General features: G+C 67.9%; 20 protein-coding genes and 1 riboswitch. Of the genes, 16 read left to right on the forward strand and 4 right to left on the reverse strand.

Annotation, left to right across the window (positions count from 1 at the left end; all coding sequences use genetic code 11):
- The first annotated feature begins 6 nt into the window (after positions 1-6).
- The 5 genes from coaBC (at position 7) to ABLE92_RS05715 (ending at position 7,084) form a co-directional block, all read left to right on the forward strand.
- Positions 7-1,296, forward strand: a complete 1,290-nt coding sequence (coaBC, locus tag ABLE92_RS05695) for a bifunctional phosphopantothenoylcysteine decarboxylase/phosphopantothenate--cysteine ligase CoaBC (protein WP_348803700.1) — start codon at positions 7-9, stop codon at positions 1,294-1,296.
- A 105-nt stretch (positions 1,297-1,401) separates the two neighbouring features.
- Positions 1,402-2,613 (forward strand): methionine adenosyltransferase, encoded by a 1,212-nt coding sequence (gene metK / locus ABLE92_RS05700; RefSeq protein ID WP_348803701.1) that lies wholly within the window; start codon positions 1,402-1,404, stop codon positions 2,611-2,613.
- 78 nt (positions 2,614-2,691) lie between these two features.
- Positions 2,692-4,629: a primosomal protein N' gene (locus ABLE92_RS05705; RefSeq protein WP_348803932.1), complete on the forward strand. Its 1,938-nt coding sequence runs from the start codon at positions 2,692-2,694 to the stop codon at positions 4,627-4,629.
- Positions 4,630-4,673: 44 nt separating this feature from the next.
- Positions 4,674-5,615 carry a methionyl-tRNA formyltransferase gene (fmt, locus tag ABLE92_RS05710; protein WP_348803702.1) on the forward strand — a complete coding sequence of 314 codons (942 nt, stop codon included), beginning with the start codon at positions 4,674-4,676 and terminating at the stop codon, positions 5,613-5,615.
- Positions 5,612-7,084 (forward strand): RsmB/NOP family class I SAM-dependent RNA methyltransferase, encoded by a 1,473-nt coding sequence (locus tag ABLE92_RS05715; protein WP_425476174.1) that lies wholly within the window; start codon positions 5,612-5,614, stop codon positions 7,082-7,084. Before fmt ends, ABLE92_RS05715 begins: the two co-directional genes overlap by 4 nt.
- 159 nt (positions 7,085-7,243) lie before the next feature.
- Here the strand turns inward: ABLE92_RS05715 and ABLE92_RS05720 are convergent, their stop codons facing one another.
- The gene (locus tag ABLE92_RS05720) at positions 7,244-7,510 is read right to left on the reverse strand and encodes a helix-turn-helix domain-containing protein (RefSeq protein ID WP_348803703.1); all 267 of its coding nucleotides are present in this window, start codon (positions 7,508-7,510) and stop codon (positions 7,244-7,246) included.
- A gap of 77 nt (positions 7,511-7,587) precedes the next feature.
- Here ABLE92_RS05720 and map point away from each other — a divergent pair, with 77 nt between their 5' ends.
- The 3 genes from map to ribD are packed head-to-tail and all read left to right on the forward strand — an operon-like array spanning position 7,588 to position 10,134.
- Positions 7,588-8,355 (forward strand): type I methionyl aminopeptidase, encoded by a 768-nt coding sequence (gene map, locus ABLE92_RS05725; RefSeq protein ID WP_348803705.1) that lies wholly within the window; start codon positions 7,588-7,590, stop codon positions 8,353-8,355.
- 43 nt (positions 8,356-8,398) lie between these two features.
- Positions 8,399-9,091, forward strand: a complete 693-nt coding sequence (gene rpe / locus ABLE92_RS05730; protein WP_348803706.1) for a ribulose-phosphate 3-epimerase — start codon at positions 8,399-8,401, stop codon at positions 9,089-9,091.
- Between the two features lie 14 nt (positions 9,092-9,105).
- Positions 9,106-10,134, forward strand: coding sequence for a bifunctional diaminohydroxyphosphoribosylaminopyrimidine deaminase/5-amino-6-(5-phosphoribosylamino)uracil reductase RibD (gene ribD, locus ABLE92_RS05735; protein WP_348803707.1), 1,029 nt, complete (start codon positions 9,106-9,108; stop codon positions 10,132-10,134).
- A gap of 50 nt (positions 10,135-10,184) precedes the next feature.
- On the opposite strand, the gene ABLE92_RS05740 is transcribed toward ribD, so the two are convergent.
- Complete coding sequence (locus ABLE92_RS05740; protein ID WP_348803708.1) at positions 10,185-10,535, reverse strand: lipopolysaccharide assembly protein LapA domain-containing protein; 351 nt, start codon at positions 10,533-10,535, stop codon at positions 10,185-10,187.
- A gap of 67 nt (positions 10,536-10,602) precedes the next feature.
- A riboswitch (FMN riboswitch) is annotated at positions 10,603-10,756 on the forward strand.
- A gap of 54 nt (positions 10,757-10,810) precedes the next feature.
- Here ABLE92_RS05740 and ABLE92_RS05745 point away from each other — a divergent pair.
- Genes ABLE92_RS05745 through ABLE92_RS05765 form a run of 5 tightly spaced genes read left to right on the forward strand, consistent with a single transcriptional unit; the run spans position 10,811 to position 14,547 of the window.
- On the forward strand, positions 10,811-11,452 hold the full coding sequence (locus tag ABLE92_RS05745) for a riboflavin synthase (RefSeq protein WP_348803709.1): 642 nt from the start codon (positions 10,811-10,813) through the stop codon (positions 11,450-11,452).
- A complete protein-coding gene (locus ABLE92_RS05750) occupies positions 11,452-12,744 on the forward strand; it encodes a bifunctional 3,4-dihydroxy-2-butanone-4-phosphate synthase/GTP cyclohydrolase II (protein WP_348803710.1) in 1,293 nt (430 codons plus the stop codon). The genes ABLE92_RS05745 and ABLE92_RS05750 overlap by 1 nt, the downstream gene beginning before the upstream one ends.
- Entirely contained in the window at positions 12,741-13,226 is a 486-nt protein-coding gene (ribH, locus tag ABLE92_RS05755; RefSeq protein WP_348803712.1) for a 6,7-dimethyl-8-ribityllumazine synthase, read from the forward strand. The genes ABLE92_RS05750 and ribH overlap by 4 nt, the downstream gene beginning before the upstream one ends.
- 32 nt (positions 13,227-13,258) lie before the next feature.
- A complete protein-coding gene (locus tag ABLE92_RS05760; protein WP_348803713.1) occupies positions 13,259-13,723 on the forward strand; it encodes a PH domain-containing protein in 465 nt (154 codons plus the stop codon).
- Positions 13,720-14,547 carry an SAM-dependent methyltransferase gene (locus ABLE92_RS05765; RefSeq protein WP_348803714.1) on the forward strand — a complete coding sequence of 276 codons (828 nt, stop codon included), beginning with the start codon at positions 13,720-13,722 and terminating at the stop codon, positions 14,545-14,547. The genes ABLE92_RS05760 and ABLE92_RS05765 overlap by 4 nt, the downstream gene beginning before the upstream one ends.
- 54 nt (positions 14,548-14,601) lie before the next feature.
- Here the strand turns inward: ABLE92_RS05765 and ABLE92_RS05770 are convergent, their stop codons facing one another.
- Both ABLE92_RS05770 and ABLE92_RS05775 read right to left on the reverse strand, forming a co-directional pair.
- A complete protein-coding gene (locus tag ABLE92_RS05770; RefSeq protein ID WP_348803715.1) occupies positions 14,602-16,437 on the reverse strand; it encodes a DUF222 domain-containing protein in 1,836 nt (611 codons plus the stop codon).
- Positions 16,400-16,882 carry a hypothetical protein gene (locus tag ABLE92_RS05775; RefSeq protein WP_348803716.1) on the reverse strand — a complete coding sequence of 161 codons (483 nt, stop codon included), beginning with the start codon at positions 16,880-16,882 and terminating at the stop codon, positions 16,400-16,402. Before ABLE92_RS05775 ends, ABLE92_RS05770 begins: the two co-directional genes overlap by 38 nt.
- Positions 16,883-17,440: 558 nt before the next feature.
- Between ABLE92_RS05775 and uvrC the strand changes: the two genes are divergently transcribed.
- The 3 genes from uvrC (at position 17,441) to ABLE92_RS05790 (ending at position 21,482) form a co-directional block, all read left to right on the forward strand.
- Entirely contained in the window at positions 17,441-19,519 is a 2,079-nt protein-coding gene (gene uvrC, locus ABLE92_RS05780; protein ID WP_348803718.1) for an excinuclease ABC subunit UvrC, read from the forward strand.
- Positions 19,520-19,581: 62 nt separating this feature from the next.
- Positions 19,582-20,481: an RNase adapter RapZ gene (gene rapZ / locus ABLE92_RS05785; protein WP_348803720.1), complete on the forward strand. Its 900-nt coding sequence runs from the start codon at positions 19,582-19,584 to the stop codon at positions 20,479-20,481.
- Positions 20,478-21,482 carry a gluconeogenesis factor YvcK family protein gene (locus tag ABLE92_RS05790; RefSeq protein ID WP_348803721.1) on the forward strand — a complete coding sequence of 335 codons (1,005 nt, stop codon included), beginning with the start codon at positions 20,478-20,480 and terminating at the stop codon, positions 21,480-21,482. The genes rapZ and ABLE92_RS05790 overlap by 4 nt, the downstream gene beginning before the upstream one ends.
- Positions 21,483-21,486 lie beyond the last annotated feature (4 nt).

Here is a 21,486-nt window from a genome sequence, read left to right on the forward strand (position 1 = left end):
CCGGTGATGACCGGAGCGACGGCCGACGCGGCCCCGACCAGTTCCACTGCGCGGGGCCGCAAACGCATCCTGATCGGTGTCGGGGGTGGGATCGCCGCCTACAAGGTGTGCTCGCTGATCCGCCACTTCACCGAGGCAGGGCATGACGTCCGGGTGATCCCGACGCGCGCCGCGCTGGAATTCGTCGGTGCCGCCACCTTCGAGGCGCTGTCCGGGAACCCGGTCAGCACCGAAGTGTTCGAGCGGGTCGACGAGGTCGAGCACGTCCGCCTCGGGCAGCACGCCGACCTGGTGATCGTCGCCCCGGCCACCGCCGACCTGATGGCGCGTGCCGTGGCCGGACGCGCCGACGACCTGCTCACCGCATCCCTGCTGGTCACCACGTGCCCGGTGCTCTACGTACCGGCGATGCACACCGAGATGTGGCGTCACGCCGCCACCCAGGCCAATGTCGCGACCCTGCGGGAACGGGGCAACGTCGTGATGACCCCGGCGTCGGGCCGCCTCACCGGGACCGACTCCGGTCCCGGCCGGTTACCCGAACCGCAGGAGATCGCCCTCATCGGTGAACTGCTCCTCGATCGCGCCGAGGCGTTGCCCTACGACCTGACCGGTCTGCGGGTGCTCATCAGCGCCGGCGGCACCCGCGAGGCCCTCGACCCGGTGCGGTTCCTGGGCAATCACAGCTCCGGAAAGCAGGGTTTCGCGTTGGCGCGTGCGGCAGCCCAGCGCGGCGCATCGGTCACCGTCGTCGCCGGTTCCACCAAGGGGGCGGGCGAGCCGCCCGCGGTGCGGATCGTGCCGATCTCCACCGCCCGCGAGCTCGCCGACGAGATGACGACCCGCGCCGCCGACGCCGATGTGGTGATCATGGCCGCGGCCGTCGCCGACTTCCGCCCGGTCACGATGAACGAGTCGAAGATCAAGAAGGGTGACGAGGGCCCCGCACCCATCGAGCTGACCACCAATCCCGACATCCTGCGCGGCCTGGTGCAGGCGCGGGATGCCGGTGACATCGCCGGCGACACGGTCATCGTCGGATTCGCCGCGGAGACCGGCGACGAGACCGGTGGCGTCCTCGACCACGGACGTGCGAAACTCAAGCGCAAGGGCTGCGACCTGCTCGTGGTGAACGCGGTCGGCGATGGCAAGGCCTTCGGCACCGAGGACAACACCGGGTGGCTGCTCGCCGCGACGGGGGAGGAAACGGCGTTGCCGCCGGGATCGAAAACACTCATGGCGAGCCGGATTCTTGACGCGGTCCGTTCGCTGGTGCCTGATGGATCGGGCGCCTGACACCCGAACCACCCGTGTCACACCGCTCTAGTAGTTTTGACACCACCACCGCCATAGGGCCCCCGACAGTCGGGGTGAACCGCCGACATGACCCGAGAGGATCCGATGACCAGCAGCGCGTCACGCCTTTTCACCAGCGAGTCCGTCACCGAGGGGCACCCGGACAAGATCTGTGACGCGATCAGCGACTCGATCCTCGACGCCATCCTCACCGACGACCCCAAGGCCCGTGTCGCCGTGGAGACGCTCGTCACCACCGGGCAGGTGCACGTCGCCGGTGAGGTCACCACCGACGCATACGTCGACATCCCCGGCATCGTCCGCGCAAAGATCCTCGAGATCGGGTACGACTCGTCGACCAAGGGCTTCGACGGCGCGTCGTGCGGGGTGAACGTCGCGATCGGCGCGCAGTCACCCGACATCGCCGGCGGCGTGTTCAATTCCCACGAGAACCGCAGCGGAATCTCCGAGGACGAGATCGACGCCCAGGGCGCCGGCGATCAGGGTCTGATGTTCGGGTACGCGACCAACGAGACCCCCGAGCTCATGCCGGTTCCGATCGCCCTCGCACATCGGCTGTCGCGTCGCCTGACCGAGGTCCGCAAGTCCGGTGTGTTGCCCTACCTGCGACCCGACGGCAAGACCCAGGTCACCATCGAATACAACGGCGACAAGCCGGTCCGCCTGGACACCGTGGTCATCTCCACCCAGCACGCCGCCGACATCGATCTCGAGAAGATGCTCACCCCCGATCTGCGGGAGCAGGTCCTCCAGAGCGTCCTCGCCGACCTCGAACTGCCCGACCTCGACACCTCCGATGTGCGACTGCTGGTCAACCCGACCGGCAAGTTCGTCCTCGGTGGGCCGATGGGTGATGCGGGGCTGACCGGCCGCAAGATCATCGTCGACACCTACGGAGGGATGGCCCGCCACGGCGGTGGCGCCTTCTCCGGCAAGGATCCGTCGAAGGTGGACCGCAGCGCCGCCTACGCGATGCGCTGGGTCGCCAAGAACGCCGTCGCCGCCGGACTGGCCGATCGCATCGAGGTCCAGGTGGCCTACGCCATCGGCAAGGCCGCGCCGGTCGGGTTGTTCGTGGAGACCTTCGGCACCGAGAAGGCCGACCCGGCCACGATCCAGCGGGCGATCTCCGAGGTCTTCGATCTGCGTCCCCTGGCCATCATCCGCGACCTGGACCTGCTGCGTCCGATCTACGGTCCCACCGCCGCATATGGACACTTCGGTCGTACCGATGTCGATCTGCCGTGGGAGCGCACCGACCGCGCCGAGAAGCTGCGCGCCGCCGCCGGTCTCTGACGCACATCCGTGGCCGGTACCACGCGTGCCGGGGCTCGTGAACGTGCCGCGACGGCACCGATCGCCAAGGTGCTGCCGATGCTCGGCCTGGCGCACCTCGATCGCCCGTTCGACTATCTGATCGACACCGACCAGGACGCCGACGCCGTACCCGGTGTGCGGCTCCGGATACGTTTCGCCGGACGCCTCGTCGACGGATTCCTGCTCGAGCGGGTCGAGGTGTCCGAGCACGAGGGAAAGCTCGGATTCCTCGATCGGGTGGTGTCCCCGGAGCCGGTGCTCACCGAGCCGATCGGCCATCTCGCGCGCGCGGTGGCCGATCGGTACGCCGGAACGATGTCGGACGTGCTGCGGCTGGCCGTGCCGCCACGCCATGCGCGCACCGAGGCGCAGCCGAGCCCACCGCCGACCACCGCCATCGTCGTCCCCGACCGGAGTCACTGGACGACCTACCGCACCGGGGCATCGTTTCTCGAATCGTTGGCCTCGGGTGCGCCGCGTGCGGTGTGGCAGGCGGCCCCGGCGGAACTGTGGCCACAACGACTCGCCGACCTGGCCGCCATCACCGCCGACGCCGGCCGCGGAGTGGTGATGGTGGTGCCCGATCAACGTGACCTCGATCGGGTCGCGGCGGCGTGCGAACCCCTGCTCGGCGACCGCTGCGTCACGTTGTCGGCCGGCCTGGGGCCGACCGCGCGATATCGCCGGTGGCTCGCGGCGCGGCGTGGCGTCGCCGACGTCGTGCTGGGCACCCGATCGGCGATCTTCGCCCCCGTCCACGATCTGGGTCTGATCGTGGTCTGGGACGACGGTGACGACAGCCTGAACGAACCCCGCGCCCCGTACCCGCATCCCCGTGAGGTCGCGGTGCTCCGTGCCCATCAGGAGCAGGCCGGGCTGGTCATCGGTGGTTTCGCGCGGACCGCGCAGGCGCAGGCGCTGGTCTCGTCCGGGTGGGCGCACGACCTCGTCGCCGACCGCGCCGTGGTGCGCGACCGCAGTCCGGCCGTGGAGGCCATCACCGACGAGGACGTCCGCATCGCCCGCGACCCGCTGGCGCGTACCGCACGGATCCCGGCGGTCGCCTTCGAGGCCGCGCGCAGGGCCCTCGCCGACGGTGCCCCGGTACTGTTCAGCGTGCCCCGACGCGGATACATCCCGTCGGTGGCCTGCGCCAAGTGCCGCACCCACGCCCGGTGCCGGGCGTGTCACGGTCCGCTTCAGATGGACGCGCACGGCGCCCTGAGCTGCCGATGGTGTGGCCGCGCCGAGATGTCGTTTCGCTGTCCGGAATGCGGTGGCACCGCGGTGCGGGCCCTGACCCTCGGGGCGCGTCGCACCGCCGAGGAGCTGGGCCGCGCGTTCGCCGGGGTGCCCGTCGTGACCAGTGGCGGGAGCACCGTCATCGACGAGGTGCCCGAGGGCAAGCGGGTCGTCGTGGCCACGCCGGGTGCCGAGCCGATGGCGCCGGGTGGATACGGTGCCGCTGTGATCCTCGACACCTGGGCACAACTCGACCGCGCCGATCTGCGTGCCGGGGAGGACGCCGTGCGCAGGTGGCTGGCCATCGGTGCGCAGGTGCGGTCCCGACGGGACGGCGGGGCGCTGGTCATCGTGGCCGACTCGTCGCTGCCGGCGGTTCAGGCCGTCATCCGTTGGGACCCGGTCGGATTCGCGGTCACCGAACTCGATCACCGCACCGAGCTGGGATTCCCGCCGGCCGTCACGATGGCCTCGGTGGACGGCCCCGCCGAGTCGGTGAACACCTTCATGGACCTCCTGGACCTTCCGTCCGGGGCCGACGTGCTCGGGCCGGTGCCGCTGCCCGACGGCGTGCGTCCACCCGCGGGTAGCGACGAGGAGGATCTCGGGGAGATCGAGCGGTTGCTCGTCCGTACCGATCGGCGTCACGGCCGTGACCTCGCACGCGCACTGACGGCCGCCCAGGTCCATCGCAACGCGGCGCGGCAGACCGGACCGATCCGCGTTCAGGTCGACCCGCCTACCATCGGATGAGTTGTGATGTGAGCAGATGTGCCGGCGATGAGGAGGAATGACACGTGAGAGTCGTGTTCGCGGGAACGCCGCAGGTGGCGGTGCCGTCACTGCAGCGGCTGATCGATGATCCCGCTCACGAGATCGTCGGCGTCATCGCCCGTCCCGACGCGGTGTCCGGTCGCGGACGCAAGGTGCGTCGCGCTCCGGTCGCCGAACTCGCCGACACGCACGGGATTCCCGTCCTCACCCCACGCCGCCTGTCCGAGCCGGAGGTCGCCGACACCCTCGCGCAGTGGGCCCCCGACGTGGGCGCTGTCGTCGCCTACGGGGGTCTGGTCCCGCCGGCGTTGCTGGAACTGCCCACCCACGGGTGGATCAATCTGCACTTCTCGGTGCTGCCGGCGTGGCGTGGCGCGGCCCCGGTCCAGGCGGCCATCGCCGCCGGCGACGAGACCACCGGCGCCAGCACGTTCCGGCTGGAGAAGGGTCTCGACACCGGACCGGTGTTCGGCGTGCTCACCGAGACCATCCGCGCCACCGACACCAGCGGCGACCTCCTGGACCGGCTGGCGGAGGCGGGCGCCGGCCTGCTCGCCGACACACTCAGCGGCATCGAGGCGGGCCGGTTGGTGCCGCAACCGCAGCCCGCCGACGGGATCAGCCACGCCCCCAAGGTCGAGGTCGACGATGCGGCGGTGCGATGGGATCTGCCCGCGCACATCGTGGACCGTCGGATCCGTGCGCACACACCGGCGCCGGGACCCTGGACGACGCTGGGCGATGTGCGGCTGAAACTCGGCCCGGTGGCCCTGACCGCGGGCGATCCGCAGGCGCCCGAGGCGCTGGCCCCCGGAACCCTGCACCTGACCAAGAAGGCCGTCTACGTGGGCACCGCCACCGCACCTGTGCGGCTCGGGCTGGTCCAGGCACCCGGCAAGAAGCCGATGCCGGCCACCGATTGGGCGCGCGGCGCGCGACTGGATGAGGGGAGTGTGCTCGGGTGAGCAGACCACGCGGAGACCGGTACGGCGATCAGGGCCGCGGACGCGGCGGCCAGCCTCGGGCCCAGCAGCGACGCACCGGGCCGGGACGCGATGGCCGCGGTGATCCCAAGATCCGTGACAAGGCCGTCGACCAGGTCCGCGTCACCGCCCGCGACGTATTACGCGCGGTGCGTGAACGTGATGCCTACGCCAACCTGCTGTTACCGAAGTTGTTGCGGGAGCGCCATATCAGTGGGCGGGATGCCGCCCTGGCCACCGAACTGACCTACGGGACCGCCCGCGCCCAGGGGCTTCTCGACGCGGTGATCGCCGCGGCTGCCGGACGTCCGGTCGCCGACATCGACGGCAAGCTCCTCGACGTGCTGCGGCTGGGAACCTATCAGCTGTTGCGCACCCGCATCGGTGCACACGCGGCGGTGTCGACATCGGTCGACCTGGTGCGTGCGGAGGACGGGCAGGGTCCGGCCGGATTCGTCAATGCGGTGTTGCGCAAGGTGTCCCAACGCGACGAAGATCTGTGGACCGACGAACTCGCCCCGCCGATGAGCGAGGATCTGCTCGGCAATCTCGCGTTCCGCTACGCACATCCGCGGTGGATCGCGGAGGTGTTCTTCGACGCGCTCGGCGGGTCGTACGGGCAGTTGCAGGCGGCGTTGGCCGCCGACGACGAGCGCCCGCCGGTGCATCTGGTCGCCCGTCCGGGCTTCATCACCGCCGAGGAGTTGGCGTTGACCAGCGGGGGAGAGGTCGGTCGCTATTCGCCGTATTGCGTCTACCTCCCCGGTGGCGACCCGGGCGATGTCGAGGCCATCCGGCAGGGATACGCCGGAGTGCAGGACGAGGGCAGCCAGCTCGTCGCCCGCGCGGTCACCGTCGCCGACATCGGCGAGGACGGCGGACGCTGGCTGGACATGTGCGCCGGACCGGGTGGCAAGGCGGCGTTGATCGGCGCGATCGCCGACATCGACAACGCCCACCTCGACGCCATCGAGGTCAGCGCCCACCGCGCCGACCTGATCCGTGGCGTGGTGCGCGACCTGCCCGTCGACGTGCATGTGGCCGACGCCCGCGACATCGTCGAACACACCGGACTCGCCGCCGGCTTCGACCGCATCCTGCTCGACGCCCCGTGCACCGGCCTGGGCTCGTTGCGTCGACGCCCCGAGGCCCGCTGGCGTCGGCAGCCGAGTGATGTGCCGGAACTCGTTGCGCTGCAGAAGGACTTGCTGGGCGAGGCGCTGCGGCTGGTCCGGCCCGGCGGCATCGTCGTCTACTCGACCTGCTCACCGCATCCCGCCGAGACCACCGGCGTGGTCGACGAGGTCGTCGCGTCCGTCGACGGTGCCCGGCAGCTCGACGCGCGTCCGCTGGTGGGTGCCGACGACGTCGGCGACGGTCCGCATGTGCAGCTGTGGCCGCACATCCACGGCACCGACGCCATGTTCCTCGCGGCGATCACCAAGGACTGACAGCGCTCGCCCACGTGAATCCGCGCCACTGACAGCGCTCGCGGGAACGTTGACAGCGCTCGCCCACACACTGACAGCGCTCGAGTGGACCTGTCAGGTAATGGGCAGAGCGCTGTGAACGTCGGGCAGAGCGCTGTCAGCGGAGTGGCTGCGACCTGACTACATTGCGACGGATGTTGCCGGACCGTTTCGCCACACCTCGACCGCGACCTGAATCGGCAGGTCGATGGCGTCGCAGATGGCCACGACGGTCCCGAAGCTCGGACTCGGTATCCTCCCCACCTCGATCTTGCGGAGGGTTTCCGGCGAGATTCCGGCTTGTCGCGCAACGGCTTCCGGGTCGCGGCCGGCGCGCTCGGAGCGCAAGAGGGCGCCGAGCCGACAGCCTGCCTCGATCTGTTCCGGTGTCAGGGGGATGCGGACCATGTCCCCAGCCTACGGTATTTGTTTACCGCTCCTGGTACGTTGGTATTGAAATACCGACGACCGAAGGATTGCCCGGCATGATCGAACTCAAGTCACCCCGAGAGATCGACGCGATGGCGGTGACGGGCCGATTCGTGGCGGAAGTGCTCCACACACTCGCGGCACGCGCCGAACCCGGCGTGAACCTGCTGGATCTCGAACGCCACGCGCGCACGATGCTCGACACTCGGGGAGCGGTGTCGTGCTACTGGGACTACTCGCCGTCCTTCGGGCGCGGGCCGTTCCGCAATGTCATCTGCCTGTCCGTCAATGACGCTGTGCTGCACGGTCTTCCGCACGATCACGTTCTCGCCGACGGTGATCTGCTCAGCCTCGACCTCGCCGTGTCGATCGACGGCTGGGTCGCCGATTCGGCGATCACCGTTCCCGTCGGAACCGCGACCACCGAGATCGACACGCTCATCGCGTCCACCCGCACCGCCCTCGATGCCGGTATCGCCGCCGCACTGCCGGGCAATCGGCTCGGCGACGTGTCCGCCGCGATCGGAGCGGTCGCGCGGCGAGGCGGTTACCGGGTCAACACCGACTTCGGTGGCCACGGTCTCGGAAAGACGATGCACGAGGACCCGCACGTCCCCAACCGCGGCAAGCCGCATCGGGGGCTGAAACTGGCGACCGGAATGACCCTGGCGCTCGAACCGTGGTGGGGGTTGGGCACCGACGAGCTGGTCACCGACCCGGACGGCTGGACGCTGCGGTTGGCCGACGGCTCGTACGGCGCGCACTCCGAACACACCATCGCCATCACCGACGACGGACCGCGCATCCTGACGCTGCCCGAGTGACCGGTGCCCACCGCACGACCACCGGCCGCGTAAATTGTCTGCCATGAGTTCCCCGATTGCCCCGATGATCGCGCCGTCGATCCTGTCGGCCGACTTCGCCAATCTGGCCGCCGAGGCCGCCGCCGTGTCCGGTCCCGGTTCCTCGCGCGCCGACTGGCTGCACGTCGACGTGATGGACGCCCACTTCGTCCCCAACCTGACCTTGGGGCTGCCCATCGTCGAGAGCCTGCTCAAGGCCACCGACATCCCGCTCGACTGTCACCTGATGATCGAGGACCCGGGCCGCTGGGCCCCGCCGTATGCCGAGGCCGGCGCCTACAACGTCACCTTCCACGCGGAGGCCACCGACGACCCGGTCTTGGTCGCCAAGGACATCCGCGCTGCCGGTGGCAAGGCCGGGCTGGCCATCAAGCCCGGCACGCCCCTTGATCCCTACCTGGAGATCCTGCGCGGGTTCGACACCCTGCTCGTGATGAGTGTGGAACCCGGGTTCGGTGGTCAGAAGTTCATGCCCGAGGTGCTCGGCAAGGTCCGCGAGATCCGCAAGGTCATCGACTCCGGCGATCTGCGCCTGCTCGTCGAGATCGACGGTGGCATCGCCGACGCCACGATCGCCGAGGCGGCCGAGGCCGGCGTCGACTGCTTCGTCGCCGGGTCGGCGGTCTACGGAGCCGAGGATGCCGGAGCCGCGGTGGCGGCGCTCCGCGAGAAGGCCGCCGCAGCGCGCGTCCACTAGCCGCGAGGAACGCCATGGCGCCCCCGATGACAGTCCTCGACGCGGCGATGGCCGACGCGATCGCGTATTCGTCTCTGGCGCTGAGTCTCTCCCGGCCCAATCCGGCGGTCGGGGCGCTCATCATCGCCGACGACGGCACCGAGATCTCGCGCGGCCACACCCAACGCGCCGGCGAGGCGCACGCCGAGGTGATGGCATTGCGGGCGGCGGGTGAGGCCGCCCGCGGCGCGACCGCGGTGGTCACACTCGAACCGTGCAACCACACCGGCCGCACCGGGCCGTGCGCCGTGGCGCTCATCGAGGCAGGCGTGCGTCGGGTCGTCTACGCGGTCGCCGATCCGAACCCCACCGCATCCGGTGGCGCCGACCGGCTACGCGCCGCAGGCGTCGAGGTGATCGACGCCGTCGGCGAAGCGGCCGCGCGTTCGGGCCCGTTGCGCGGATGGCTGTTCCGGCAGCAGTACGGTCGGCCCCTGGTGACCGCGAAGATCGCGGCCACCCTCGACGGCCGCATCGCCGCCCCGGACGGAACGAGTCAGTGGATCACCGGTGGCGTCGCCCGGGCCCGAGCGCACCGGCAGCGCGCCGAGATCGACGCCATCATCGTCGGCACCGGCACCGTGCTCGCCGACGATCCCGCGTTGACGGCACGCCTGCCCGACGGCTCCCTCTCCGACCGACAGCCGATCCGGGTTGCCATGGGGCACAGAGAGATTCCGGACGGTGCGGCGATCAGCCGTCCGTTCGGCGAGTTCCGCCACGTCCACACCCACGACCCGGAGCAGGTCCTCGCCGCACTCGATGACACCACCTGGGTGCTCGTGGAGGGCGGTCCCCGAATCATCGGGGCATTCCTCGACGCCGGCCTCGTCGACGAGGTGGAGGCCTACCTCGCCCCGACCGTCCTCGGTGCCGGGGCGTCAGCGGTGCACAGCGACGCGGTCACCACCCTGTCGGATGCGACCCGACTGCGACTCGACGGAATCGAACGACTGGGCGACGACATCCTGCTGACCTGCCGTTCCCCGCGGTTGCCGAACTGAGTCATCGCACCGATCCGGTCCGGGCCGCCTCACGACGAAGCCCGCCGGTGTCAGTCCGACTTCTTCCGCGCTCCGTTGCGGCCCAGAATCCACCCGGCGAGCACCCCGCCGACGGCAACGATCGTGAGGATCAACCACAGCCAGGAACTGATCTGCAGAAACAGGAAGTCGACGCTGACATGCTGGGTGTTCTGGGCGATGAAGATCACCGCGGCAACAATCAGGATCAGCGGGAGCCAAAAGCGTTTCAGCAGTCCGGCAATCACGTTTCCGGGGGAGCGTCGCGACGCACCGGGAGACGTCGTCGTACTGGAATCGGCCATGTTCGCGTTGCCCTTCTCGAGTGCCGGGCCGACGTTGGCGGCCCGGCAGAATCCACGGCGTGATGTTACCCGCCCCACCCCGGCGAGAACCGTAAGTGGACCGGCGTACTGGTTCGGCGTTTTCCCACGTGCTAGCGTCGATGTCGTACGTTCTCGGGGCGGGGTGAAAGTCCCCACCGGCGGTGATGGCGTCGCAGTTGCGGCACCGAGCCCGCGAGCGCCCGTCTCACCGACGGGGTCAGCAGATTCCGGTGTGATTCCGGAGCCGACGGTCACAGTCCGGATGCGAGAGAACATGACGGCGACCGGCGCCGTCCTGTCCGCTCCCGAGCGAGAGTCGACAGGAGGAGCAGGTGTTCACCGGCATCGTCGAAGAATTGGGTTCACTCGTCGGTCGTGACGACCTCACCGACGCCGCCCGACTCACCATCCGTGGCCCGCTGGTCACCTCCGACGCGGGATTCGGCGACTCCATCGCCGTCAACGGTGTCTGTCTGACGGTGGTCGAATACGACGACGAGAAGTTCACCGTCGACGTGATGGCCGAAACCCTGCGCCGCAGTTCGCTGGACCGACTCGAACCCGGCAGTCCCGTCAACCTGGAACGCGCCATGCCCGCGGGCGGCCGATTCGGTGGGCACATCGTCCAGGGACATGTGGACGGCACCGGCACCATCCGGGCCATCAGCCCGTCGGAGAACTGGACGGTCGTACGGATCGGCATGGATCCGCATCTGAGTCGCTACCTCGTCGAGAAGGGGTCGATCACCGTCGACGGGGTGTCGCTGACCGTGTCCGCCGTCGGCGTCGACGACACCGGTGACTGGTTCGAAATTTCGCTGATCCCGACGACGTTGCAGGAAACGAATCTGGGTACCGCATCGGTGGGCGCTGTGGTCAACCTCGAAGTCGATGTCATCGCGAAATACGTTGAGCGACTGCAGAGCGCCCAGAGCACGAAGACCGAACACCAGAGCAAGACAGAGGCGAACTGATGAGTGACACCACAACCGAGAGAGTCCAACTCGACACCGTCGAGCGTGCGATCGCCGATATCGCCGCGGGCAAGGCGGTCGTCGTGGTCGACGACGAGGACCGCGAGAACGAGGGCGACCTGATCTTCGCCGCGGAGAAGGCCACTCCCGAGTTGGTGGCGTTCATGGTGCGCTACACCTCCGGGTATCTGTGTGTCCCGCTCGACGGTGAGGACTGCGATCGGCTCGGTCTGCCGCCGATGTACTCGATCAATCAGGACAAGCACGGCACCGCCTACACCGTCACCGTCGACGCGAAGGAGGGCATCGGTACCGGTATCAGCGCCGCCGACCGTTCGGTCACGATGCGCCTGCTCGCCGACCCGACGACAGGGCCCGCGGACTTCACCCGGCCGGGTCACGTCGTGCCCTTGCGTGCGAAGGAGGGCGGCGTGCTGCGCCGTCCCGGCCACACCGAAGCCGCGGTCGACCTGGCCCGACTGGCCGGGCTCACCCCCGCCGGTGTCATCTGCGAGATCGTGTCGCAGAAGGACGAAGGCGCGATGGCCCAGACCGACGAGCTCCGGATCTTCGCCGACGAACATGACCTCGCACTGATCTCGATCGCCGACCTCATCGCCTGGCGTCGCCGTCACGAGAAGCACGTCGTCCGTGTCGCCGATGCGCGAATCCCCACCCGCCACGGGGACTTCCGGGCCGTGGGCTACACCAGCATCCACGACGACGTCGAGCACGTCGCGCTCGTCAAGGGCGACATCGCCGGCGAGGACGGCACCGGCAGCGATGTGCTGGTGCGGGTGCACTCGGAGTGTCTCACCGGTGACGTGTTCGGCTCACTGCGCTGCGATTGCGGTCCGCAACTCGACGCCGCAATGGAGATGGTCGCCGACGAGGGACGCGGCATCGTCCTCTACATGCGCGGCCATGAGGGTCGTGGCATCGGTCTGCTGCACAAGCTGCAGGCCTATCAGCTGCAGGACGCCGGCTCCGACACCGTCGACGCCAATCTGCAACTCGGCCTGCCCGCCGACTCCCGCGACTACGGTCTCGGCGCTCAGATCCTTGTCGATCTCGGTGTGTCGTCGATGCGTCTGCTCACCAATAATCCGGCCAAGCGTGTCGGCCTGGACGGCTACGGACTGCAGATCGTCGAGCGGGTCCCGATGCCGGTACGCGCCAACAAGGAGAACCTGCGTTACCTGCAGACCAAACGTGACCGGATGGGTCACGATCTGACCGGACTGGACACCTGGGACGCGCCGGCGGCGGCCGGGGACGGGGATCTGGCGTGAGCGGCCACGGCGAACCCACGCTCGACCTCGGCGATGCGGGCGCACTACGACTGGCGATCGTCTCCTCGCAGTGGCATGACACGATCTGCCGCGCCCTGCTCGACGGAGCTGTTCGTGCAGCCGAGCAGCATGGCGTGACCGACCCCACGATCGTGCACGTCGCCGGGGCGATCGAACTGCCCGTGATCGTGCAGGCACTGGCCCGAACCCACGACGCCGTGGTCGCCCTCGGTGTCGTGATCAAGGGTGAGACACCGCATTTCGACTACGTCTGCGACGCCGTCACCGCCGGTCTGACCCGTGTCTCGTTGGACGAGTCGACACCGGTCGGCAACGGTGTGCTCACCACCAACACCGAACAACAGGCCCTCGACAGGGCCGGACTCCCGGATTCCAAGGAGGACAAGGGAGCTCAGGCCACCACTGCGGCGTTGGCGTCGGCACTGACCCTGCGCTCGTTGCGTACCGGCGTCTCGTCGTGAGTGATGTGGCCCGAAACCCTGGACGTACCAAGATGACCGGCGACTCCGATGCTGAGGCGGAGTGGGACATGGACTATCGTTCGCGTCGACTCGCGGTGATCGCGGTCGCGGCCGCCGTCGTGGTCCTGATCATCCACATCACCTTCGGGCTGTTGCTGACCATCTCCAACACCGGCCCCGATAACATCGGCTGGTCGGATCAGGCCGCCGTGATCACCATCGGCATCGTGATCGCCGGTGCGTGCATGTTGCTCACCAGACCTCGGCTGCGAGTGGGCAGGAGCGGGGTGTCGGTCCGCAATCTGGCCACCGAGCGACTCTTCACCTGGGATCAGGTTCGTGGATTGACCTATCCCGACAAGGGTTTTGGTGGCCAACTCGAGCTTCCTGCGGATGAGCACGTGCCCGTCCTCGCGATCCAGGCGGGGGATGGCGAGCGCGCCGTCGCCGCGATGGAACGGTATCGCCAGATCGAGCAGCGCTACCGCCGAGGATGACCGATCTCGACGCCGTCGGACAGACCGCACTCGGCGTAGCCTACGTCCGAGCGGTCGAGTCGCGGCGGAGGGACGCACTCTTCACAGATCCCTTGGCCACGAGCATGTTCGACGAGGTGCAGACGGAGGCGGCGCGCTGGGACGACGGTGCCGATGACACGGCGGGCGAGCGCGTCGCGATGTACCAGTCCATCGTCGGACGCACTCTGTTTCTCGACGATGTCTGCCGTCGGGCGGCCGCCGCCGGGATCACTCAGTTCGTGATCCTGGGTGCAGGACTCGACGCGCGTGCGTTCCGGTTGGATCTGGGTTCGGAATGCGTCATCTTCGAACTCGATCGACCACAGGTGATCGACGTCAAGAATGAACTGGTACACCAGTACCGACCACCACGTAAGACGGTACGGCAGGTGGTCGCGGCGGATCTCACCGAGTCATGGACCGAAGAACTGTGTAGTGCCGGATTGCGCACGGATCGCCGGATCTGTTGGCTCGCCGAGGGTCTCTTCGTTTACCTGACCGACGACGTGGTGTTCTCCGTCATCGACTCGATCAGTGCCGTCTCGGTGCCGGGTTCGCGCGTGGGTGCGACACTGCGCCGCCCCTCAGCACATGCGCCCGGCGGTCCGTTCGCCGACGTGAGTGCCATGTGGCACCCGGACCCTGGAATCGTCGAGAATTTTGAGCGCACCGGATGGGTCTGCGAGATCGACGGAGCGCGCCGAATCCTGCGCGAGCATGGCCGGGCTGCCGACGGGCCCGAGGACAATCGTTCGCAACTGCTTGTGGCGGTTCGGTCGGCTGCGGGTACACCACACCGCTGATCGAGCGCACGCTTCGGCCGCCCGTGGAGCACCGGTCCGCCTGGGCGGGCTGGTTCAGGAGGTGTCGAGCCGGTAGTGAAGCCGGGCTGCCAGGACACGTTCGATGCGGCTGTTGCGAGGGTTCATGCCGATGGCGGCCAGTTCCTCGAGCTCACGTTCGCGGTCGGCGTCGCTGGTACGGATGCCGCCATCACGGATGCGGCGCTCGCGTGCCTGACTTTCGGTGGTCGTGTCGCGGACACGAATCCGGGTGCGCGAGGCACGATCGAGCCCGGCAGCGGTGGCTGGGTCGTCGGGATCGTCGGTGATCGGGACACCGTCTCCGTCGAAGATGACCAGGTCGATCTCCCCGGTGTCGGTGACACCAGGTTTGTCGGGGTGCTTGTCGCCTGCGGCGTCGGGCCCGTCCCGCTGATCGGGCGGCCTGGGTTCGACCGGATCGGAATGGGCTGCGCCTGAATCGTATTCGTCGACGGCTGGTTCGGGTTGGTCAGCGACGCCGGACTCGTGGTCCTGGTCGATGCTGTCTTCGATGTCGATGCTGTCGACGGTGGTCGAGTCGGCGGTCGGAGCCGGATGATCCTTCGAAAGACCGCGATCTGACAAGGTTTCGGCCCCGACAGTCGGTGCCGCGTCCTCGTGGTCGGACTCGCTGTCAGCGTCCGAACTTGCCGAGTCGTCGAGGTCTCCGGCGGTGGCGTCGGAATCGACCGACTCGGCCTCACCATTCACGTCAGCGTCAGCGGCGTCAGCTTCGATGTCAGCAGTTTCGGCATCGACCGCTTCGGCATCGACCGCTTCGGCATCGACCGCTTCGAGGTCGGGTTCGGTTGCGCCGGTATCACTATCAGTGCCGCTGGTGGTGTGGTCGCGGTGGAGCTGGTCGCGGATCTGGTCGAGTTTCTGCTCGTAGAGGGCGGTGATGTCGGGATGGTCGTTGACGATCTTCGGGTTGTCGGGCATGCCGGGTGCGGCGTTGAGTTGCCACCAGCACCGACCGGCGAGGGGGCCGTCTTCGTAGATGCCGGTGGTGTACTGCCCAGGGTTGGGGCCGACCATCCGGTTGTGCGGCCCGCACGCCGGCGCCAGATCGGTGATGTCGGTTTTCCCGCCGTTGGCCCAGTCCTCTTTGGCGTGATGCATTTCCGAGTGGGAGGCGGGTTGTCCGCAGCCGGGGAAGGAGCACACCTCACCGCCGGTGCGGGAGAACGACGCGATCCGCTGCTCGGTGGATGCCAGGCGGCGGGACCGCCCGAGATACAGGGGGAGGTCGATGGCGTCGGAGAACACCGCCAGGAACTGCTGCAGATCGTTGGGGTCTTTGATGTCACCCAGCGCACTCAGCAAGTCCGGGATGGGAATGGTGGAGCCTGAGGCGGTGGTGGCATACCCGGCGCCGGCGAGCAGATCTTGCAGGAAGGTTTTGATGATCAACGCGACCGGCAAACCCCGATGCGTTTTGCCGAGGACTCCTTCTTTCATCGCCGACACCAACAACACTTGCATGGCATCGTGGTTGCGTTGGGCTTGGGAACGATCGTCACGTTTGACCGCCGCCGCGAGGATGTCGGGGTCGGCGTCACCGATCGCGCCGGTCGGCGATTCCGGATCGTGCAAGTTGTTCATCCCGGGCTTGGCCCAGGCGTCCAGCATGGTGTCCCACAGCGCTCGGGTGATCGGGGGGAGGTGCCCGTTGAGTTTCGCCATCCCATCGACACGGGACTGGTTGATCCACAGGTTGCGACGCTGTTGGCGTTCCTTCTCCTCCACCAACTGCCCGTCGGGGTCGAGGTGCGCCAGAATTCGGGCACCCATCTTGGTGATGTCGGCGGGGATGTGTTCGGTGGCTTTCTCACCCGAGGGTGGCTTCGGCGGCGACCTTCTTGTCATGGGGTACGGCGCTCGGGATGTTGTCCAGGGCTTCCAACGCTGCCGACAGGTGAGTGTGACCGATCAGACCCTTCTCATACGCGGCCGACAGCGTCGGGAATTTCGGTTCCTCGGGTTGTCCGGTCAAACCGTGGAATCGGGCGGTGGCCTTCATATGGGCGATGCGCATGGTGGGTTGCGCGATCCGCAGATCGTAGTTCAGGAAGTTCGACAGGCTGACTTTGCCGACTTTGCGGTGCACACCACGATCCGAGATTTCCAGGATCGCCCGGTCGCCCTGGAAGTGGGTGCGGGTGGCGATCTGTTCGGACAGTTTCGCCGCCTCGACGACCTCGAGGTCGGAGCAGGCGGTCATCGGAGTGGCGGCCAACTCGTCCAAGATCTCGGAGAGTTGATGCATCAGCTGCAGTGGTCGTGACATGGGACTGTCGGTGGTGTCTGTCATGCTGATGTCACCTCCCCCGAGAAGGCCGTTGTGGCGTATGTGTTCTATTATAGTCACCCGCATCAAGACTCGTAAGTATTTTCTATCCACAGGGTGTGGATGCGTGAATGTGGTTGGGGTGCTGGCTATTTCCAGCCTTGTGTCACCGGGTCTCGACACGGTTCGTCGCTAGCGCTCCTCACCGGCTCGACCGGCGGGATAGAGGTGTTCGACCTGCGGGATGAGGGGCTCGACCTGCGGGATGAAGGTGTTCGACCGGCGGGATGCGGGCTCGACCGACGGGATAGCGGCTCGACCAACGAATTATGGGCTCGACCAACAATCTGGGGGCTCGAGCAACGAATGACGGGTCTCGGCCGGCGAACTATGGATGGGTCTCGGCCGGCGGGATGAGGGGTCTCAGTCAAGGAATCAAGGGTGCGCGATCGATGGGCATGAAGACGCTCGGCCGGCGGACGGGCTGCTCGACCGGGGGATGGGCAGGCCGCGACCCGGCTGTCGGGGCCCGTGCGACGAGTGAGCGCCTCGCCTGTCGGGACGGACGACTAGCCTGGAGGAGTGGCCGACCCGAGTACCTACCGTCCCGCGCCCGGGACGATTCCCACCGATCCCGGCGTCTACAAGTTCCGCGATACCCACGGGCGGGTCATCTACGTCGGTAAGGCCAAGAATCTGCGGTCACGGCTGACCTCCTACTTTGCCGACATCGTGTCGCTGCATCCACGCACCCGGCAGATGGTGACGACGGCTGCGTCGGTGGAGTGGACCGTCGTCGGCACCGAGGTCGAGGCGCTCCAGCTCGAGTACAACTGGATCAAGGAGTTCGATCCGCGCTTCAACGTCCGTTACCGCGACGACAAGAGTTATCCGATGCTCGCGGTCACCCTCAACGAGGAGTATCCGCGGCTGTTCGTCTACCGCGGTCCCCGGCGACGCGGCGTGCGCTATTTCGGGCCGTACTCACATGCCTGGGCCATCCGGGAGACCGTCGACCTTCTCACGCGGGTCTTCCCCGCGCGGACATGCTCGAACGGGGTGTTCAAACGTCACCGACAGATCGATCGCCCGTGCCTGCTCGGCTATATCGACAAGTGTGCTGCGCCTTGTATCGGGCGGGTCTCCGCTGCCGAACACCGCGAGATCGTCGACGATTTCTGTGACTTCCTCGCCGGCCGTACCGACCAGATGATGAAGCGTCTGGAGCGCGAGATGACCGCGGCGGCAACAGAACTCGACTTCGAACGCGCGGCCCGCCTGCGGGATGACCTCGGTGCCATGCGGCGGGCGATGGAGAAGCAGGCGGTGGTCCTCGGTGACGGCACCGATGCCGACATCATCGCCATGGTCGGCGACGACCTCGAGGTGTCGGTGCAGATCTTCCACGTGCGAGACGGACGTGTCCGCGGTGAACGGGGATGGGTGGTGGAGAAATCCGACGACGATTCGCTCGGCGAGCAGGTCGGGCAGTTCCTCACCCAGTTCTATGGTGCGCAGGTCGATCTCGACGCGACGGTATCCGTCGGTTCCGACCGTGCCCGCGGGGAGTCGGTGCCGCGTGAAGTGCTGGTCCCCGCCGTGCCCGCCGAGGTCGACGAACTCACCGAGTTCCTCTCCGACCTGCGTGGCAGCAGGGTCAGCCTGCGGGTGCCGCAGCGCGGTGACAAGAAAGCCCTGTTCGAGACGGTCGAACGCAACGCGTCAGAGGCCCTGGCGCAGCACAAATTACGTCGCGCGGGTGATCTCACCACACGTTCGGCGGCGTTGACCGAACTCCAGGAGGGCCTCGGCCTCGATCAGGCGCCGCTGCGCATCGAATGCGTGGACATCAGCCACGTGCAGGGGACCGACGTGGTCGCGTCGCTGGTGGTGTTCGAGGACGGACTGCCCCGCAAGTCGGACTACCGCCACTACTCCATCCGCGAGGCGGCCGGGGAAGGCCACTCCGACGACGTGGCCTCCATCGCCGAGGTCACCCGGCGTCGTTTCCTGCGGCATCGAGCCGATCAGGAGCAGGGTGTCGCGTCGCAGGTGATCGACCCGGATACCCACAAGCCCAGGCGTTTCGCCTATCCGCCCAACCTTTTCGTCGTCGACGGTGGCGCGCCGCAGGTGCATGCCGCCGCAGCGGTCCTCGACGAACTCGGCGTCACCGACGTCGCGGTCATCGGTCTGGCCAAGAGACTCGAGGAGATCTGGGTTCCCGGCGACGACGAACCGGTGATCCTGCCACGGTCGAGCGAAGCGCTCTTCCTGCTACAACGGGTCCGTGACGAGGCGCACCGGTTCGCGATCACCTTCCATCGCAGCAAGCGCAGCAGACGGATGACCGAGTCGGTCCTCGACGGCGTGCCCGGTCTCGGCCGTACCCGGCGCAACGCGTTGGTCACCCACTTCGGCTCGGTGGCGCGCCTGCGCGAGGCAACGGTCGACGACATCGCGCAGGTCCCCGGGATCGGGGTGACCACCGCGACCGTGGTGCACGACGCGCTGGCCGCCGACACCACCGCGTCGGAGCCCGCGTCCACCGACGTGACGGCCGATCCGGCCTCGGTCGGTGTCGCCTCCGGAGCTCCCGAACAGCCCGGTCCGAACCACAGCGTCGAACACGGCACCCCGGAAGCGAGCAGCACCCGATGACGACCGGCAATGATCAGGCGGGCCCAGCGCCCGCAGACCACCAGCGAGTGAGCGGAGTATCCATGAGCAACGACGACGTCGACTCTCTGGTGGTGTTGTTCGTGGCCGGCATGTCGGGCGCGGGGCGCTCGACGGTGGCCAATGTGCTCGAGGACGACGGCTGGTACGTCGCCGACAACGTGCCGCCCGCGCTGATCTCGACGATGGTCGACGTCGTGCGTGACAGCGACCCGCCCATCCTGCGTCTGGCGATGGTGCTGCGCGCCACCGATTCATCGCTCGGCGACGAGGTTCGTTCGCTGCGTTCCGAACTCGAGGAATCGGGCACGCAGACGCGGGTGCTGTTCCTCGACGCCTCCGATCAGGTGTTGGTCCGCCGGTTCGAACAGGTTCGTCGCCGCCATCCGCTGCAGGGCAGTGAAACCCTGATCGAGGGTATCGCGCGGGAGCGGGTGATCCTGGCGCCGCTCAAGGACACCGCCGACCTCGTCGTCGAGACCTCCTCGCTGACCGTGGCGAAACTGCGTGAGGTGGTGGAGGACTCGTATCCGCACGACGCCAATTCGAGGTTGAGCGTGGCGGTGCAGTCCTTCGGTTTCAAGTACGGGCTGCCGATCGACTCCGACCTGGTCGCCGACGTCAGGTTCCTGCCCAACCCGTACTGGGTCGCCGAACTCCGTGAACTCAACGGCCGCGACGAGCCGGTCCGCGACTACGTCCTCGGTCAGGAGGAAGCCGGACGATTCGTCGACCTCTACACCGAGTTGATCGGTGTGGTGGGCAAGGGCTATCTGCGAGAAGGTAAGCGGTACATGACAATCGGTATCGGGTGCACGGGTGGCAAGCACCGCAGCGTGGCCATTGCCGAGGAGTTGGCCCGCCATCTCCGGGCGTTGGCCGACGACGGCGGCGCGGCCCGCTACGACGTCCGGGTGATGCATCGGGATCTGGGACGCGAATGACGTCGATGAAGATCGCCGCGCTCGGCGGCGGGCACGGCCTGTACGCGACGTTGACGGCGATGCGCTACCTCAGTCCCGATATCACCGCGGTGGTCACCGTCGCCGATGACGGCGGCTCATCGGGGCGGCTGCGTGGCGAGTTGGGAGTGATCCCGCCGGGGGATCTGCGGATGGCGATCGCGGCACTGATGTGCGCCCCCGCGGCACTCGAGGAGATGTCGTCGGACGGTGATCGTGGTGAGGGTCGGCGCCGGCACGAATTGTGGGCGGAGGCGCTGCAGCATCGGTTCGGTGGTTACGGCGCGCTGGCGGGTCACCCGGTGGGCAACCTGTTGCTGGCCGGGCTGACCGAGGTTCTCGGCGACCCGGTGACCGCGCTCGATGAGATGATGCGGGTGTTCGACGTGGGCGGCCGGGTCCTGCCGATGTCGGCGGTGCCGCTCGAGATCGAGGCGGATGTCTCGGGATTGGAATCGGATCCGCGGATCTCGCGAGTGATCCGTGGGCAGGTCGCGGTGGCCACCACACCGGGCAAGGTGCGTCGGGTGCGGCTGATACCCAACGATCCGCCGGCGTGTGAACCGGCGCTGGCCGCGATCGACGAGGCCGATCTGGTGGTACTCGGCCCGGGGTCCTGGTTTTCCAGCGTGATCCCGCACGTGCTGGTTCCCGATCAATTGGATGCGTTGCGGCGCAGCAACTCCCGCAAGATCCTGTTCGTCAATCTGGCGCCCGAGCCGGGGGAGACGCCCGGGTTCTCGGTGGAGCGCCACCTGCACGTGTTGCATGCACATGCCGATACGCTGCGGATCGATCACGTCGTCGTCGACGAGGCCTCGGTGCCGGCCGGCCGGGAGCGGGAACACCTCGAACGTGCGGCGGCACAGTTCGGCGCGACCGTGGACGTCGGTGATCTCGCCGTGCCGGGACGTCACGTCCATGACCCGGTCAAAGTCGCTGCCCTGGTGAAGCAACTGTGCTTACGTGAACTCAGCCGATAGGCTG

Source organism: Gordonia oleivorans (assembly GCF_040044975.1).
GTDB classification, from domain to species: domain Bacteria; phylum Actinomycetota; class Actinomycetes; order Mycobacteriales; family Mycobacteriaceae; genus Gordonia; species Gordonia oleivorans.

Excerpts from the sequence above, each read along its gene's own strand:
- rpe (WP_348803706.1), top strand. The coding sequence starts at position 8,399 with ATGAGTTCCCCGATTGCCCCGATGATCGCGCCGTCGATCCTGTCGGCC.
- ABLE92_RS05760 (WP_348803713.1), top strand. The coding sequence starts at position 13,259 with ATGACCGGCGACTCCGATGCTGAGGCGGAGTGGGACATGGACTATCGT.
- rapZ (WP_348803720.1), top strand. The coding sequence starts at position 19,582 with ATGAGCAACGACGACGTCGACTCTCTGGTGGTGTTGTTCGTGGCCGGC.
- ABLE92_RS05750 (WP_348803710.1), top strand. The coding sequence starts at position 11,452 with ATGAGTGACACCACAACCGAGAGAGTCCAACTCGACACCGTCGAGCGT.
- ABLE92_RS05770 (WP_348803715.1), bottom strand. The coding sequence starts at position 16,437 with ATGACAAGAAGGTCGCCGCCGAAGCCACCCTCGGGTGAGAAAGCCACC.
- ABLE92_RS05720 (WP_348803703.1), bottom strand. The coding sequence starts at position 7,510 with ATGGTCCGCATCCCCCTGACACCGGAACAGATCGAGGCAGGCTGTCGG.
- ABLE92_RS05775 (WP_348803716.1), bottom strand. The coding sequence starts at position 16,882 with ATGACAGACACCACCGACAGTCCCATGTCACGACCACTGCAGCTGATG.
- coaBC (WP_348803700.1), top strand. The coding sequence starts at position 7 with ATGACCGGAGCGACGGCCGACGCGGCCCCGACCAGTTCCACTGCGCGG.
- ribD (WP_348803707.1), top strand. The coding sequence starts at position 9,106 with ATGGCGCCCCCGATGACAGTCCTCGACGCGGCGATGGCCGACGCGATC.
- ABLE92_RS05705 (WP_348803932.1), top strand. The coding sequence starts at position 2,692 with ATGCTCGGCCTGGCGCACCTCGATCGCCCGTTCGACTATCTGATCGAC.
- metK (WP_348803701.1), top strand. The coding sequence starts at position 1,402 with ATGACCAGCAGCGCGTCACGCCTTTTCACCAGCGAGTCCGTCACCGAG.
- ABLE92_RS05790 (WP_348803721.1), top strand. The coding sequence starts at position 20,478 with ATGACGTCGATGAAGATCGCCGCGCTCGGCGGCGGGCACGGCCTGTAC.
- ABLE92_RS05765 (WP_348803714.1), top strand. The coding sequence starts at position 13,720 with ATGACCGATCTCGACGCCGTCGGACAGACCGCACTCGGCGTAGCCTAC.
- map (WP_348803705.1), top strand. The coding sequence starts at position 7,588 with ATGATCGAACTCAAGTCACCCCGAGAGATCGACGCGATGGCGGTGACG.